This window comes from Paenibacillus sp. WLX2291 (assembly GCF_046603665.1).
Classification (GTDB): Bacteria; Bacillota; Bacilli; order Paenibacillales; family Paenibacillaceae; genus Saccharibacillus.
Map to the genome: position 1 here is coordinate 2277122 of NZ_CP176755.1, position 15383 is coordinate 2292504.

The 15383-nt window shown below is 47.6% G+C and carries 14 protein-coding genes; all 14 read left to right on the top strand.

All coding sequences use genetic code 11. The annotated features are described in order from the left end of the window. Positions 1 to 59: 59 nt before the first annotated feature. The 14 genes from ACDE64_RS09870 to ACDE64_RS09935 all read left to right on the top strand — a co-directional run bounded on the left by ACDE64_RS09870 (position 60) and on the right by ACDE64_RS09935 (position 15355). Positions 60 to 431, top strand: a complete 372-nt coding sequence (locus ACDE64_RS09870) for a DnaJ family domain-containing protein (protein ID WP_411349860.1) — start codon at positions 60 to 62, stop codon at positions 429 to 431. A 260-nt stretch (positions 432 to 691) separates the two neighbouring features. After that, entirely contained in the window at positions 692 to 3400 is a 2709-nt protein-coding gene (gene hrpB, locus ACDE64_RS09875) for an ATP-dependent helicase HrpB (RefSeq protein WP_411349861.1), read from the top strand. A 272-nt stretch (positions 3401 to 3672) separates the two neighbouring features. Further along, entirely contained in the window at positions 3673 to 4215 is a 543-nt protein-coding gene (locus ACDE64_RS09880) for a general stress protein (protein ID WP_411346297.1), read from the top strand. Between the two features lies 1 nt (position 4216). Further along, on the top strand, positions 4217 to 4408 hold the full coding sequence (locus tag ACDE64_RS09885) for a hypothetical protein (protein WP_411346298.1): 192 nt from the start codon (positions 4217 to 4219) through the stop codon (positions 4406 to 4408). A gap of 310 nt (positions 4409 to 4718) precedes the next feature. Continuing rightward, entirely contained in the window at positions 4719 to 4961 is a 243-nt protein-coding gene (locus tag ACDE64_RS09890; RefSeq protein WP_411349862.1) for a hypothetical protein, read from the top strand. A gap of 48 nt (positions 4962 to 5009) precedes the next feature. Continuing rightward, positions 5010 to 6164 (top strand): acyltransferase, encoded by a 1155-nt coding sequence (locus tag ACDE64_RS09895; protein WP_411349863.1) that lies wholly within the window; start codon positions 5010 to 5012, stop codon positions 6162 to 6164. A gap of 76 nt (positions 6165 to 6240) precedes the next feature. Continuing rightward, the gene (locus ACDE64_RS09900; protein ID WP_411349864.1) at positions 6241 to 6603 is read left to right on the top strand and encodes a helix-turn-helix transcriptional regulator; all 363 of its coding nucleotides are present in this window, start codon (positions 6241 to 6243) and stop codon (positions 6601 to 6603) included. 115 nt (positions 6604 to 6718) lie between these two features. After that, on the top strand, positions 6719 to 7726 hold the full coding sequence (locus ACDE64_RS09905) for a Gfo/Idh/MocA family protein (protein ID WP_411346302.1): 1008 nt from the start codon (positions 6719 to 6721) through the stop codon (positions 7724 to 7726). A 206-nt stretch (positions 7727 to 7932) separates the two neighbouring features. Then, the gene (locus ACDE64_RS09910) at positions 7933 to 8937 is read left to right on the top strand and encodes an aldose 1-epimerase (protein ID WP_411349865.1); all 1005 of its coding nucleotides are present in this window, start codon (positions 7933 to 7935) and stop codon (positions 8935 to 8937) included. Positions 8938 to 9517: 580 nt separating this feature from the next. After that, positions 9518 to 10222, top strand: a complete 705-nt coding sequence (locus ACDE64_RS09915; protein ID WP_411346304.1) for a metal ABC transporter ATP-binding protein — start codon at positions 9518 to 9520, stop codon at positions 10220 to 10222. After that, the gene (locus ACDE64_RS09920) at positions 10168 to 11097 is read left to right on the top strand and encodes a metal ABC transporter permease (protein WP_411349866.1); all 930 of its coding nucleotides are present in this window, start codon (positions 10168 to 10170) and stop codon (positions 11095 to 11097) included. The genes ACDE64_RS09915 and ACDE64_RS09920 overlap by 55 nt, the downstream gene beginning before the upstream one ends. A 122-nt stretch (positions 11098 to 11219) precedes the next feature. Further along, positions 11220 to 12239 (top strand): metal ABC transporter substrate-binding protein, encoded by a 1020-nt coding sequence (locus tag ACDE64_RS09925; protein WP_411349867.1) that lies wholly within the window; start codon positions 11220 to 11222, stop codon positions 12237 to 12239. Positions 12240 to 12951: 712 nt separating this feature from the next. Next, positions 12952 to 13869 carry a TetR/AcrR family transcriptional regulator gene (locus ACDE64_RS09930; protein WP_411349868.1) on the top strand — a complete coding sequence of 306 codons (918 nt, stop codon included), beginning with the start codon at positions 12952 to 12954 and terminating at the stop codon, positions 13867 to 13869. Next, positions 13862 to 15355, top strand: coding sequence for an MDR family MFS transporter (locus ACDE64_RS09935; protein ID WP_411349869.1), 1494 nt, complete (start codon positions 13862 to 13864; stop codon positions 15353 to 15355). Before ACDE64_RS09930 ends, ACDE64_RS09935 begins: the two co-directional genes overlap by 8 nt. Positions 15356 to 15383: the final 28 nt, after the last annotated feature.

Below are 15383 nucleotides of genomic sequence, written 5' to 3' on the forward strand. Positions count from 1 at the left end.
TCAGTATGATATAGTAAACAGTACATTACATTGCTAGAACGCAAAGGAAGGTGACGCTTATGCTGTCATGGCTGGCGGATCAGAAGATTGAAGAGGCAATGAGAAAAGGCGAGTTTGACGATTTACCCGGCAAAGGCAAGCCGCTAGAGCTGGAAGATTTGTCACATGTACCGGCGGAATTGCGCTCCGCTTATAAAGTAATGAAACATGCGAATTTGATTCCAGAAGAATTAAGTTTACGACAGGAGATGTTGACGCTGACCGATCTGATTGTAGCTTGTCAGCATGATGGCGAACGTCGTGAATTACGTAAACGGTTGGATGAGAAGACATTACGACTGAATATGCTGGCAGCTCAGCAGGATTGGAATAGCAATCCATCCTACGGCAGATACGAGAGCAACATTCGCCGTAAGTTGACGGGTTTATGAGGACGAGCAAACTTGCGAACGCATTAAGTTGGTTTTTGTAGGTTTTGATTCGTTTGTAAATATTTTTGGCTATTTTCACTATACAATAGTGGATAAACGGTTAATCATGGGCTGTAGAATGTAGAATGTAGAATGTAGAATGTAGAATGTAGAATGTAGAGCTATAGAGCTATAAGGCTATAAAAATACAATGGTATAGATGATATTGTGATATACATTGGAAATCCCAAAATTTACGGAGCGGGAAAGGAACTATTGCATTGGCAGACATTCATTCTTTACCGATCGATGCGCTGATTCCAGAACTGGTGCATCATTTAAATACATCTGGTACAGCGGTGCTCATTGCTGAACCGGGAGCAGGGAAGACGACGCGTATTCCACTGGCACTGCTGCATGAGCCGTGGTTGGATGGACGGCGCATCATTATGCTCGAACCGCGTAGATTGGCGGCGATCTCGGCGGCACGTTATATGGCATCAGCACTTGGTGAATCGGTTGGACAGATGGTTGGATACCGGGTGGCACTGGATACGCGTGTGAGCGAGCGGACACGTATCGAAGTTGTGACTGAAGGTGTACTGACTCGTATGGTGCAGCAAGATCCTTCGCTGGAACAGGCAGGCATTATTATTTTTGATGAATTTCATGAGCGCAATCTACATGCGGATCTGGGACTTGCCCTCACGATGGAGAGCAGGTCTCTTTTGCGTGATGATCTGCGTGTACTGATTATGTCGGCGACGATGAATCCAGAACCTGTGGCGCGGCTGCTGGACGATGCGCCTGTATTAATCAGTACTGGACGTAGTTTTCCTGTGGATACGATATATGAATCAGGCGAGTCGGCGTTTAACCTGTACAATCGTCCTGGTGCATATATGGAACAGATGGTTGCGGCAGTCATCGGAAAAGCGTTATCGCAGCATGATGGAGATATGCTTGTCTTTTTGCCGGGTGTACGTGAAATACGGCGTACGCAGCAGGAGCTACTTCGTTTAGGGCATGAACAGTTAGCACAAACGGATATTGTTATGTTGCATGGAGGGTTGAAGGCGGAGCAGCAAGATCAGGCGGTACGCCAACGACAGGCTGGACGCCGTAAAGTGATTCTGTCCACGTCGCTAGCAGAATCAAGCGTAACGGTGGATGGAGTACGTATCGTAATAGACAGCGGATTGATGCGTACCCGTGTGCTGTCTCCTGCTACCGGCATGGAGAAAATGGAAACACGTCGTGTATCTGTCGATGCCGCAGATCAGCGCCGCGGACGTGCTGGCAGACAGGCAGCTGGAGTATGTTACCGCTTATGGAGTGCAGAAGAACATCGTATACTGCCAGCTGAACGGGTCCCAGAAATGCTACAAAGTGATCTGACACCGCTGGCATTGGAAGTATCGGCATGGGGTACACATGTGGAGGAGATGGCATGGTTAACTCCGCCACCTGCTCATCTGTATCAGCAAGGGCAACACCTGCTGCAACAGCTGGAAGCGCTGGATGAACAGCTACGTATTACGGAGCATGGACGACGAATGATTACACTTGGGAGCCATCCGCGACTAACGCATATGATACTGCGGACAGGAGAGGTAGAACCGACTTATGTAGAGCTAGCGTGTCAGATGGCTGCTTTATTGCAGGAACGTGATATTTTGCCACCATCTGCGGGCATTGATCTGGTTGATCGCGTTAGAGCTTTGCGCGGAGCAGGCAATCATACGGTAGATCAGTATGTGTTGGAGCGAATCGAAGAATGGAGCACACGTTTCCTGCGACAATATCGACAACTAGCAGTAGAGTACAAGCAAGGCACATCAAATACGACTCTAGCAAACACATCTCATGCATCTCGTGCAAATACATCGCATACATCTCTAGCAAATGAACCTATTAGCAAGCATCAACATGTAAACAGGGCATTTCACCCCAATACTGCAAGTCATAACAATCAACCTGACGATAAACAGACGGATCATCAGCAGAACGAACTGTGGGTTGGTGCATTATTATCTCTCGCGTACCCTGACCGGATCGGGCAAAATCGGGGGGATGGGCGTTTTCGACTGCGTATCGGTCGTGGGGCGCAGATCGGTAATCGTTCGCAAGTAGCCAGTTATTTGCAGACAGCAGCGTATATTGTAGCTGCCGAGCTGGACGATCATGGCAGTGATAGTCGCATTTTGCTGGCGGCTGTCGTAGGAGAAGATCAATTGCGTCGTCTGCATGAACATCATATGGAAGAGGTCTCGCAAGTTCATTATGATGCTGAACGTGAAAGTATCCGCGCGCAGCGCATTACGCGGCTAGGTGCGATTGTACTGCGTGAAATGAATGACCCTCATCCATCGGTAGAAGCTGTCCAGCAGGCACTTCTGAAAGCGCTGCGTACGCATGGACGGGGACTGAATCTGCTGCAATGGACGCATTCAGCGATTCAATTGCGTCAGCGCTTAGCATTGATGCATGTGGTTCAGCCTGATCAGTATCCCGCGATGGACGATGAATCTTTACTAGCGGAAGCGGACGAATGGCTATTGCCATATATGGATACGGTTCGCAAGTTGTCTGATCTGCGGCGTTTACAGGCAGGCGAACTGCTGCTGAATCGATTAAGTTGGCAACAGCGTCAGGATATGGATATATTGGCGCCTACTCATATTCAGGTGCCAAGTGGATCGCGTATTCCAATCGATTATAGTGATCCCGAGCATCCCTTTATCGCGGTGCGGTTACAGGAGATGTTTGGCTGTACAAGTACGCCGCTGCTTGGCAATCGTATTCCTGTTACGATTCAGTTGCTGTCTCCCGCAAGTCGTCCAGTACAGGTGACTAGCGATCTGGAGAGCTTTTGGCAACATGCTTATTTTGATATTAAAAAAGATCTGAAAGGGCGCTATCCGAAGCATCATTGGCCGGATGATCCCTTTGCCGCCCAGCCGACCAATCGAGTGAAACCACGTAACTAATAAATGTACAATAAACCTGGAACGAAGATAGGAATATGGCAATGTAATCGTTTAACAACGAAGTATATCGGGTAAATACAAGAACAGCCTTCTCACCGAATGTAAGGATAGAAATGATATCCTACTTCATCTCAAATAAAGGCTGAATGACAACAACAGAGCCTTGCACATTGAATAGTAACGCCTGTATGAGTGCAACGATTATGCACAGGATTGCAGGCTCCATTTTGTACACAAATACTTCAACAGGTTCTGCCAGGGAGGTAAATGGAATGAACAGGAAAATTGTGGGCGTATTCGAAACGAACCGCGAAGCATCAAGTGCCATCAATGATCTCAAACATCATGGATTTAACTCAGATGAGATTTCCGTTATTACCAAAGACCGCGAAGAGCTTCGTCAAATTACCGACGAGACCGATACTAAAGCGCCAGAAGGTGTAGCTGCTGGTGCAACAACAGGTGGTATACTCGGCGGTACGGCAGGGCTGCTGGCAGGTCTGGGAGCACTGGCAATACCAGGTATTGGTCCTATTCTAGCAGCAGGTCCAATTGCAGCGACTATTGCAGGTGCAGCAGTTGGGGCAGGTGCAGGTGGTCTTGTTGGTGGCTTGATTGGACTGGGCATTCCAGAAGAGGAAGCTCAGCAATATGAAGGTTATGTAGAAGAAGGTAGAATTCTGGTACTAGTCGATGAGGATGAACGATACGATCACGCTTATGGCGTTTTCCGTAACAATCGTTCACTGAATCAACAAACGTACCGGAATCAAACGAATATACCAACAGGCAATTCAACAACAGGAGGCAATTAATATGACAAACAAAGAGCATGATGAAAATAAAGAAGTGGAAAACAAAGAAATTACGCCGGAGAATCATCGTACCGAAGACCATCCGAAGCATTCGGAAACAAGCAGCAAAGTAAAGCCTAAAGATACGAACGAGGATAGCCAGGGTTCGGACAACAAGATTACGTCCTACTCCAACGGCGGTTATGGTGTGTAAATACACTGCCGATATGAAGTGACGCTGGTAGCCTGAATAGGCTGAACATTGCGGCAATTCAACTAGAAATTTCAGTTCGGGCATGGAATGGAATATATACATTTCCAATTCGATGTCTACACAAAGACCTGTCTTCGGTACATGATTACCGGAGGCGGGTCTTTCGTCATTTTTCGTCAATAACCGTCATAATCTCTACCTGGTAAGCAAGGATTAGGTCATAAATGCCCTATCCGTTTTGGTGGATTGACGGTATACTGACAGTGGAAGGCGCAATGTCTTCCAAACTATGAATGGGGAGGTAATACGGATGCAAGCTGTAATGCCAATGCCAGCAGACAAATTGGTGGATCACCAGACGTCAGGCTCCGGCTCGGGCAAAGAGAAAAAGAAATCGCGCCGTAAATGGATGAACAAGCTTCGCAATGAATTGCGCATGCCGGGTGCTCCACCACAAGAACCGGCTCAGAGTCCACAAATCCCAGTTCCGCAGATGATCTCAGCATCGGAACGATTGGATTGGAGTATGGATCGCGCACTAATTTGTAAATAATGCAGGATCACAGCATGAATGGAATCGGAAGGATGACGATCAAGCAGAATGGCTTCCAAACAAAGACTTGGCGAAATCGAAATTTTGCGTGGCATGGCTTTTGCCGCCGTTGTGCTACAGCATTCGATTGCTCACTATTCCGTTGTTCCCGAATTGGCGATGGCGGATGGTACAAGACTCACATTACTTTTAATAGCGGCCAAATTTGCGGTACCGGCCTTTATTTTCATTACAGGGTTGGTACTTTTTTATAACTATGACGGTGAACTGGCGTATGGTTCGTTTATCCGCAAGCGTTTCAAGGATATCGTAGTTCCTTATTTGCTCTGGTCATTGTTATATATGGTGCTGAACGGTATATTGCTACATCAGCCACCGTTCGCATGGTTACCGGATATGCTGGGATTCTGGATCACAGGTAAGTCCAGTTATCATCTATGGTATATCGTTATGATTATTCCGATGTATTTGCTATTTCCGTTGCTGCGAAGTGTTGTACGGCGTCTGGATCTTGTGATTCGTGATAACGGGCGCAGGGCGTTGTTAGCAGTAGTTGGATTAACAGTAGGATATGAAGGATTGTTGTTGCTGCGTCCATGGCTGACGGATATGTTCCATGCCTGGCAGGTTCCGGGATTGTCGGCATACTTTACGATTTATGCCGATCGCAACATCGTATATTATTTGTACTACTTTGTTCTCGGAGCACTCGCCGGGTTACATATCACTGCTTTTCTGAAGCTATTGCAACGGCTCAAATGGCCGATTGTGATCTCATGTGTCATTTTCACACTGTATTATGCAGGACTTGTGCTAGGTGGTCATTTTCCACCGGGACCGGGCTTTGGTCCGCGATTCATGGCACTCATTCTGTTGCAGCCGTGGATGGCGCTATTTCTGGTGTCGCTAGTGTTAGGGGTGTACATGCTGGCCCTGCATATTCATAACACTGCTGGGATACGTCAAAAGCAAATGTGGATCACGCTCAGTCGATATTCCTATGGCGGATATTTGGCGCACGCACTGATGCTGCGCTATGCCTATGCGATTGACGACTGGTTGTTCAGCGGCTGGGATGTAACGCTGCGCACCGCAATCGTATGGTTGCTCGCGCTCATGTTGTCAGTGGCTTTAACCTATGCGCTGTCCCGACTTCGCTTCGGTACATGGCTAACTGGCATTCCTTATCGAAAAGCCCGCTAGGGCTTTTTTTGTTGTTCAAAACGGTGAAAATTTCATATAATAGAATAAGCAATGGAAAGCGAAGGGAGGAAACGAAATGGCATTTATGATTGCACAGCGAGCGTTTATCAAGCTGTATCTGATTACTATGGTAGAAGAGCATCGCGGCTATGGCTACGAAATGCTGGAAAGCATGAAAGAACGCTTCAAAGATTTCGGGTATTCGCCTCCGCAAAGCGAGATTTACCGTGCATTGCATGAATTGGTGCATGAGGGTATTTTTTACCGCACCAAACAGTTAAAAGGTAACGATCCGAAGGTTGATTTTCAGGAGATTGTTATATATCATTTTACAGATGATGGACCGGAAAAGGCGAAGCTGTATAAAAAGCAGGTCAAAACCGATCTGGATCGTTGTATCGGGATGTTGAACCGTGCTGAAGCAGACAATTACAGCTAATTCTACGCTCGGAAATCCGGGCGTACTGTTCAACATAGAGGTGACGACAGGCAATTGTATCATTCTTAACCGCAGGCAGATTGATGTAAACTGAAGCGAAGGGAAGAATGCAATCATGACTGAGCGTAAATTGCAGTGGGGCATCATTAGCACTGCGGAGATTGCTGTAAGCGCAATCATACCTTCCATTAAAGAATCCATGCGCAATGAAGTGTTAGCAATCTCCAGTCGAAATGTGGAGCATGCCGCTGAAGTTGCTGCGCGCTGTGGAATCCCGCGCTTCTATGGTAGCTATGAAGAGCTGCTCGCCGATCCAGATATCGATGCCGTCTATATTCCGCTGCCTAATCATCTGCACAAAGAATGGACGATCAAATCGGCAGAAGCGGGCAAGCATGTACTGTGCGAGAAGCCAGCGGCACTCGAAGCAGCAGATGCAGCGGAGATGGTCGATGCGTGCCGTAAGCAGGGGGTTACATTTGCCGAGGGATTTATGTATCGGTATCATCCTAAGCATGCTCGGGTACGCGAAATCATTCAGTCTGGCGAGATCGGCATGGTGCGTAGCCTACATGGTCGCTTCACTTCCAACAACGCTGACGATCTGGAAAATGTACGGTATCGACGTGAGATGGGCGGTGGATCTCTGTATGATCTGGGCGTGTACCCGGTGTCGGCGGCGCGCATGTATTTTGGAGCAGAACCAACTGCTGTGACTGTGCATGCGCTATTTTCAGCCAAGCATGATTATGTCGATATGATGGCTTCCGGGCTGCTGGAATTTCCCAATGCGCGCTCTGCCACATTTGAGTGTGGGATGTGGGCATATCCAAGTTGTGCGCTGGAGATTATCGGTACGAAAGGACGGATCAAGCTGCCGTATGCGTTTCGGCGTGATGATCACAGCGATGAGCCGCAGATTACGATTTATACCGATGAAGGCAAACGGGAGGAACATATCGATGTAGCGAATCATTTTACGCTGCAAGTGGATGCATTTGCGGCAGCGGTGCTGGATGGTATGCCTTTGCCATATAGCCCGGAGGATGCTATCCGTAATACGAGAGTGATTGCTGCCTGTCTGGAATCGGCACGCAAGGGTGAGAAGATTCGGATTGTATAAAGGGCTTGTTTGGTGTTGGATACGTGGGCATTTCAAAAATACGTGAGTATCTGCGTGAATATCCATGAGTAGATGATTATAGATGGATAGAGTGTCATTGTTTTGCAGACGAGAATTATGATATATTTTGTATGATTAATGTTTGTATTGATTAGCATATGTAATTGTAAAGGTAATAAGTACATGAGACGAAAAGGGGAATAGTCATGTCCAATCATTCCAGTACGTTTGAACAAGCTTATCAAGGGGAACCTGCTGTATGGCTGCGCTATGGTGATCTGGAAGCTGCTGTATTGCCTGGTGTGGGCGCCAATCTGATTGCGTATCGTGATCATGGTAGCGGTTACCGATTTTTGCGTGAGCCGGAGGAGCAGGAGATGGATGCGTTCCGCGCGAATCCCGGTGTGAACGGTATTCCGGTGCTGTTCCCGCCGAATCGGTACGAAGATGGTACATTTACTTGGAATGGTCGTACGTATAATTTTCCAATTAATGAACCGGAAACGAACAATCATCTGCACGGCTTCTTGCATACGATTGTATGGGATGTTGATTTCCATGAAGCGAATGAGCAGGAGAGCCGGGTCGGACTGAGTGTGAGCATTGACGAATCGCATCCTGTGTACAGCTATTGGCCGCATTCATTTACGGCGAAGCTGGTATACACGTTATCGGACAATGGATTGCAGCAGCAAATTAGCATCCAGAATCATGGGAATGATCCGATGCCGATGATGCTGGCATTCCATACGGCGCTTAATGCTCCATTTGCACCGGATAGCACGGCGGACGATGTAACGTTCCATGCAACGATTGGTCAGCGTCGTCAGATGAGCGAGCGTATGCTGCCAACGGGTGAATTCCAGCCATTGTCGGCATGGGAGCAGCAGTTGAAGGATGAAAGTGTAAACCCATACGGCGAAGAGATGGATAATCATTATACCGCTGAGCCGCGCAACGGTCGCAATATCGCGGAGATTGTTGATCATCGTGTTGGTGTGAAGCTCGTTTATGATGTTGGAACAGGCTATAAGCACTGGATGATCTGGAATTGCAAAGCATCCGGCAGCTTCCTCTGTCCAGAACCGCAAACCAATCTGGTCAATGCGCCGAATGTGAATGTGTCAGACGAAGAGAAGGGCTTTATCAGTCTCAAGCAGGGCGAGATCTGGGAAGAAACATCCCGTCTCTATGTGGTGAAGTCGCTGTAAGGTGAGCAGTATTTGCGATCCAGCCAAGATGAGCGATATATGACTTGTGATAATTGCGATTGGCAGGAAGATGGGATATAGAACAAATGTGAAGCAGGGTATGCCAATGTGCAGAACCCTGCTTTTGCATGATCACAATAGAGTGAAGATAGCTGTATATTAGCTGTGTATCCCTTTTGAATCTAATGATCTCATAATAAAGGCGCAGCGTGATAACAACTAATAGAATTACATAATGTTAGATATGAATATAATGTAGTAATAAGGCTGCACTAATGTGAAAAGGAATATGAAAAGCTAAATCGTAATTATTTTGTTTAAACCCTTGACAATGCTAACATGGCAGGAGTAAAGTAGGTCAGGTGATATTCGTAATATTTACGAACAGAAGATAATGAATCAAAAATGATAAACAACGATAAACAGCAACAGTTGATTAGAATCAAGTTGCTTGTTATCTCTAAATGGATTGCAATCTGCTCATATGATCCTGAATATAACGGCTCTTTTGCCGATATGTACAATAGAAGATATCATCACGAATTGCAGTGATGGCAATATAGGAAAGGAAGTGCTTCATTTGTTACTGGCGTCAATGCAGGACGTAGTGTTTGGTTATGATCGCGAACCGGTCGTGAACCGGCTTTCGATGGAAATATACAGCAATGAATTTATGGCGTTAAGCGGACCGAATGGTGCTGCTAAGACAACGTCACTCAAGCTGCTGCTCGGTATTCTGAAGCCGTGGAGTGGACGCGTACAGATCAACCGCAATGAAAAGGGCGGCAAACCGGTGATTGGCTATGTGCCGCAGCAGGTAGCTTCCTTCAATAGTGGCTTCCCAAGTACCGTATTTGAACTGGTGCGCTCGGGTTGTTATATGCGCCTTGGTCTATTCCGAGGCTTTAAGCAAAAGCAGGAAGCACTTGTACGCAGCTCATTGGAAGCTGTTGGCATGTGGGAGCTGCGGGATCGCAAAATCGGCGAGCTGTCTGGCGGACAGAAGCAGCGCGTCTGTATCGCTCGCGCACTTGCTCAGGAGCCGGATGTGCTCATTCTGGATGAACCGACCACCGGTATGGATCTGGAGAGCCGCAGAGGATTTTACGAATTGATGAGTCATCATGTGAAAAAGCACGGTCGTACCGTCGTCATGGTGACACATGGGCTGGAAGAAGCGGAACCATATCTGGACCGTACGATTCGGCTTCAACGAGAGGAGGGTGGCGGATGGGCATGTTTGACTACGAGTTCATGCAGCGTGCGTTTTGGGCCGGAGGAATGATTGCCATTATTGCGCCGCTACTCGGTGTATATCTGGTACTGCGTAGACAAGTGCTGATGGCGGATACGCTATCACACGTTTCACTGGCTGGTGTCGCAATTGGTGCGATTGCCGGAATCAACCCGTCAATTGGCGGATTCATCGTCGCTATTTTCGGTGCGCTGGTGATTGAACGGTTGCGACAAAATTTCCGCGGGTATGGCGAAGTATCGATTGCCGTTATTATGACGGGCGGTCTGGCGCTGGCGCTCGTATTGATGAGTATGGATTCTGGCTTAAACCGTAGCTTTAGCTCGTATCTGTTCGGCTCGATTGTAGCTGTCAGCACAGAGCAGCTGTGGATTATTGGAGCGGTGTTTGCCGTCGTGCTGATTTTCTGGGTATTGATGAGACGACCGCTATATAATATTACGTTTGACGAGGAGACGGCACAGATTGGCGGTACGCATGTACGCTGGTTGTCGCAAACGTTCTCTGTATTAACAGGTATGACCGTGGCGGCAGCGATGCCGATTGTCGGCGTATTGCTTGTCTCCGCATTGATGGCATTACCAGCCGCGTTGTCGCTGCGTTTTGCCCGCGGGTTTACTTCTGCGCTTATCATGGCTGTGGCAATCGGGCTGATCGGTATGTTTGGCGGTCTGACCACTTCCTATTATGTAAATACACCGCCGGGAGCGACTGTAGCACTGCTGCTGCTGTCCTTCCTGCTGATCGGGCTGGGCATCCAGCGGATCGTCAACCGCGTTCGCCGCGGCAATGATAGCGGATATGCACCAGATCTGGACAGCCGCCGCTTTTGGCAGCGCCAGAATACTGGTGCGCAAAAGAGTAAAGTACAAACCGAAGTGCTTCACAAAAACGGAAACGTCTGATCCTGACATTCGGCACATAGCCGATCAGAACATTCAAACGTTTCACCATCATCATGCAGCAGTGCTTTTAGCGAGCCTGCTGCACATTATTCTATCAGAATGGGAAAGGGGAACATCAATCCATGAACAACAAACGGAAACGGATGACAATACCTGCCGCAGCTCTACTTAGTCTCGGGGTACTGCTTGCCGGATGTGGCAATAGCGGAGACAGCGCATCATCCACAAATGGCACAACTTCTAACGGGAGTTCCGGTAACAAGCTACATATCATCACAAGTTTCTACCCAATGGAAGAATTCACCTCCAAAGTTGCCGGAGATCTGGCTGATGTAGAGACGCTGATTCCAGCTGGAACCGAGCCACATGATTGGGAACCAACACCGCAAGATATTGCCAAAATGACGGAAGCTGACATGATCGTATACAATGGCGCTGGTATGGAAGAATGGATCGATCAGGTCAAAGATTCACTTGGCAGCAATGGCCCAACACTCGTTGAAGCCAGCAGTGGTCTGCAAATCCTCGAAGGCACCGAAGAGGAAGAACATGAACATGAGGGTGACGATCATAGCGCCGAAGAAGCTAGTCACAGTGAAGAAGGTCATGATCATGGTGGATTCGATCCACACGTCTGGCTGTCTCCCAAACAAGCACAGACTGAAGTGCAAAATATCGAAACCGCACTGGCAAAGCTTGACCCTACCCATTCCGACCAGTACAAACAAAATGCCGATGCCTATATCAAGGAACTATCCCAGCTAGATAGCGACTTCTCAGCTGGATTGTCTAGCGCGAAACGCAAAGACTTTATCACACAACACGCAGCCTTTGCTTATCTAGCACGTGACTATGGTCTGACGCAAGTGCCAATCAGCGGCTTATCACCAGAACAAGAACCAACCGCTGCCCAAATGGCGGACGTAGTCAACTTTGCCAAACAACATAACGTCAAAACAATCTTCTTCGAGACACTGGTTTCCCCACAAATCGCCGAAACCATCGCCAACGAAGTCGGCGCCCAAACCGCCGTCCTCAACCCACTCGAAGGCCTAACCGCAGACCAAATCAAATCCGGCGAAAACTACATCACCGTCATGAAAGAAAATCTCGCCGCCCTCGAAAAAGCACTAAACGAATAAAATCAAGTACACACCAAATATAAAAGCAACACATCATAAACAAGGACTGACCTGCACCCCAGCAGATCAGTCCTTGTTCTTATTCTAAACATATAGCCCAATCCATTAACGTACTCCTAAAAGAAACTAATCATTCTAACACCGTACACAGATCATTCAGCATAAGAGTATAACCATAATTCAAAATGAACCAATCCCAATATCTAACCTGAATCTAACAAATAAAGTCTTAAACTAAAAAAAGGTTTACATATTCCCATCTACTCATCCCCGGCGGCAGCCCATCTTTTTTTGTGGTTCTCTTTACACCATATGCTATAGACAGCACGTAGCGAAGCAAAGGGAATGGGGGAAAAGGGTGACTTACAGCGTTTAAGTTCTTCAAACGCGCGGTTCAATGAAAAATGGTTTTTGCACAGCAAAATACCTTACTGCTTTGGAGCGGGGGAATTTACAGTCATTCCCCCCTATTCGTAGATTCCCCCGCTCCACCGGAGCCCGTTCCCCCATCCCTTTGCGTAGCGCATGAACTCCCCGCCACATCCCATCCAAAAAACCACCCCCAACAAAAAAATATAATAAATTTTACATACGACCTGTTTGACTTTAGAAATAACGAGGTATAAAATAGTAAGTAGAACTAATGAGTTCTCGAAGTACTATAAGGTTCCAATGAGTGTTTTCGAATTCCACACGTAGGAGATGCAGTAACATGGCAGACGATCGCAAAAAGCTAGTTTTACAAGCAGGTGGACAATTATTCGCAGAGAAAGGTTATTTTGCCACCACCGTGCAGGACATTGCTGAGCAGTGCAACATGTCCAAAGCATCTATTTATAAAATGTTCAGCTCCAAGGAGGACATTCTGCTACAGATCGTCCGCACATTGCATGAAGACATTGTCGACTCGTCCAGCATGCTGCATTTTGATGACGATGTGCCACCGCATGAACAGCTGGTGCGCAAGGTGGAAGTACAGTTGCAATCGTTTATTACGAAGCATGATTTCTTTGTCAGTCTGAATCAAAATATGCCGATTGAACTCGGCTCGCAAATTCGGCAAGTCATGCTCGACTTCAAACGTATGATGCTCAACTGGCAAAAGGAAGCACTGCTAGAGGCATTTGGCAGTCGGATTGAACATATGGTCTGGGATTTGGCTGTATGTATGCAGGGCATGACGAGAGAGATGATTTTCCTGAATCGACTGGAGCGTAAGCACCGGGTGGAATCGGATAACATCCTAAAAGTCGCTCAATTAATTGTTGATACAATGGAAGCGATGATTGAGAAACGGCTGGAGCAGGAGCCGGTCATTGATGAGCAGGTAGCCGAGCGGCTGAATCTGTTCGTGCCGGACAGTAACGGTCGTTATTTTGGAGAAAGTGAATGGCGTAAATGTATGCGTGAGCTAACACAGGCGGTTCACCGGAACAGTCCGGAGCATGTGAAAGCGGATCTGATCGCGGCGGTAGAACGACTGGATGCCGAGCGTAGAAAAAAGATACCGCAGGCGTTCATGATGGAAGCCTTAATCTCCTATCTGAAGCAACGGGACGAATTACAAACCGAAGTTGCTTACCTACAACACGTATATTCCGCAAACTGGGAGGACGAGAAACATGGATAATGCTGTAACCGAGCCGCGACCAAAGTTAAATATTGGATTGATCGTTGGCATCATGCTGGCAGGGGCGTTCGTAGCGATCTTGAATCAGACGCTATTGGTAACTGCACTGCCGCATATTATGAGAGATTTGGATATTGATGCGACTGCTGCGCAGTGGTTGACTACGATTTTTATGCTGGTGAACGGAATTATGATTCCGATTACCGCTTATTTGATTGATAAATTCAATACGAGAGCGCTGTTTATGACATCGATCGGGCTATTTGCCATCGGTACATTGATTGCTGCCATTTCGCCAAGCTTTGGCTGGCTGCTGGTCGGTCGTGTCGTTCAGGCGGCAGGAGCGGGGATTGTTATGCCGCTGATGCAGACCGTGTTCTTGGTTATTTTCCCAAAAGAAAGCCGTGGAGCAGCGATGGGGATGATCGGTCTGGTCATTTCGTTCGCTCCGGCAATTGGACCGACATTATCAGGCTGGGTCGTAGATACATTCTCATGGCGTGACCTGTTCTACATTATTTTGCCGATTGCTGTGCTTGATCTGATCATTGCCTTTTTTGCTTTGAAAAATGTGGGCAAGCTGCGCGATCCGAAATTGGATATTTTATCCGTCATTTTGTCGACGATCGGTTTTGGTGGATTGCTGTACGGATTCAGTACCGCATCCAAAGGCTGGGATGATCCAACTGTCATTATTACGATTGTAGTCGGTCTGGTCAGTCTGCTGCTTTTCGTCACTCGTCAATTCAAGCTGGAACAGCCACTGTTGGAGTTCCGCGTATTCAAAGATCGTTTGTTTACCATTTCGATGATTATTACGGTAATCGTATTTACAGCGATGATTGGTGCTTCTACACTGCTGCCGCTGTATATCCAGAATGCACGTCATCTGTCGGCAGTACAATCCGGTCTGATCGTCTTGCCGGGTGCGATTCTCATGGGCATCATGTCGCCGATTACCGGACGGATTTTTGATAAAATCGGTGCGAAGAAACTTGGATTTACCGGGCTGTTGCTGTTGACGGTCGGTACGATTCCGTTCACGATGCTGGGCGACCAGACACCTGTCTGGCTGATCGTGGTCATGTTCGCAATGCGGATGCTTGGATTGTCGATGGTGATGATGCCAGTAACGACTGCGGGTCTGAATCAGCTCCCGACGCATCTATTGTCTCATGCGACAGCGATGAACAATACGCTGCGCCAGGTTGGGGGTTCGATTGGTACGGCGGTGCTGATTACCGTCTTCACCAACGCTTCCACATCAGCAGCATCTGCTGGGCAAACCGCTGATCTTGCGATGATTCACGGTACGAATATGGCGTTCCTCGTCGCTTCGATACTGGCTATAATCGCGCTGTTCATGATGTTTTTCCTCAAAGAACCGCCGCGGGTGAAGCCGGAATCCGGCGAATCGTCAAGTTCTTCCGAAGAGAATAAACGCAGTACATCCAAACAACAAACCAAACCGGTATCGCAATCTTGATACCGGTTTTGCTTTATATTGTGTACAT

Coding starts and splice junctions, on each gene's coding strand:
- ACDE64_RS09920 (WP_411349866.1), top strand. CDS start 10,168: ATGGGCATGTTTGACTACGAGTTCATGCAGCGTGCGTTTTGGGCCGGA.
- ACDE64_RS09910 (WP_411349865.1), top strand. CDS start 7,933: ATGTCCAATCATTCCAGTACGTTTGAACAAGCTTATCAAGGGGAACCT.
- ACDE64_RS09935 (WP_411349869.1), top strand. CDS start 13,862: ATGGATAATGCTGTAACCGAGCCGCGACCAAAGTTAAATATTGGATTG.
- ACDE64_RS09900 (WP_411349864.1), top strand. CDS start 6,241: ATGGCATTTATGATTGCACAGCGAGCGTTTATCAAGCTGTATCTGATT.
- ACDE64_RS09905 (WP_411346302.1), top strand. CDS start 6,719: ATGACTGAGCGTAAATTGCAGTGGGGCATCATTAGCACTGCGGAGATT.
- ACDE64_RS09925 (WP_411349867.1), top strand. CDS start 11,220: ATGAACAACAAACGGAAACGGATGACAATACCTGCCGCAGCTCTACTT.
- ACDE64_RS09880 (WP_411346297.1), top strand. CDS start 3,673: ATGAACAGGAAAATTGTGGGCGTATTCGAAACGAACCGCGAAGCATCA.
- ACDE64_RS09895 (WP_411349863.1), top strand. CDS start 5,010: ATGGCTTCCAAACAAAGACTTGGCGAAATCGAAATTTTGCGTGGCATG.
- ACDE64_RS09890 (WP_411349862.1), top strand. CDS start 4,719: ATGCAAGCTGTAATGCCAATGCCAGCAGACAAATTGGTGGATCACCAG.
- ACDE64_RS09870 (WP_411349860.1), top strand. CDS start 60: ATGCTGTCATGGCTGGCGGATCAGAAGATTGAAGAGGCAATGAGAAAA.
- ACDE64_RS09885 (WP_411346298.1), top strand. CDS start 4,217: ATGACAAACAAAGAGCATGATGAAAATAAAGAAGTGGAAAACAAAGAA.
- ACDE64_RS09930 (WP_411349868.1), top strand. CDS start 12,952: ATGGCAGACGATCGCAAAAAGCTAGTTTTACAAGCAGGTGGACAATTA.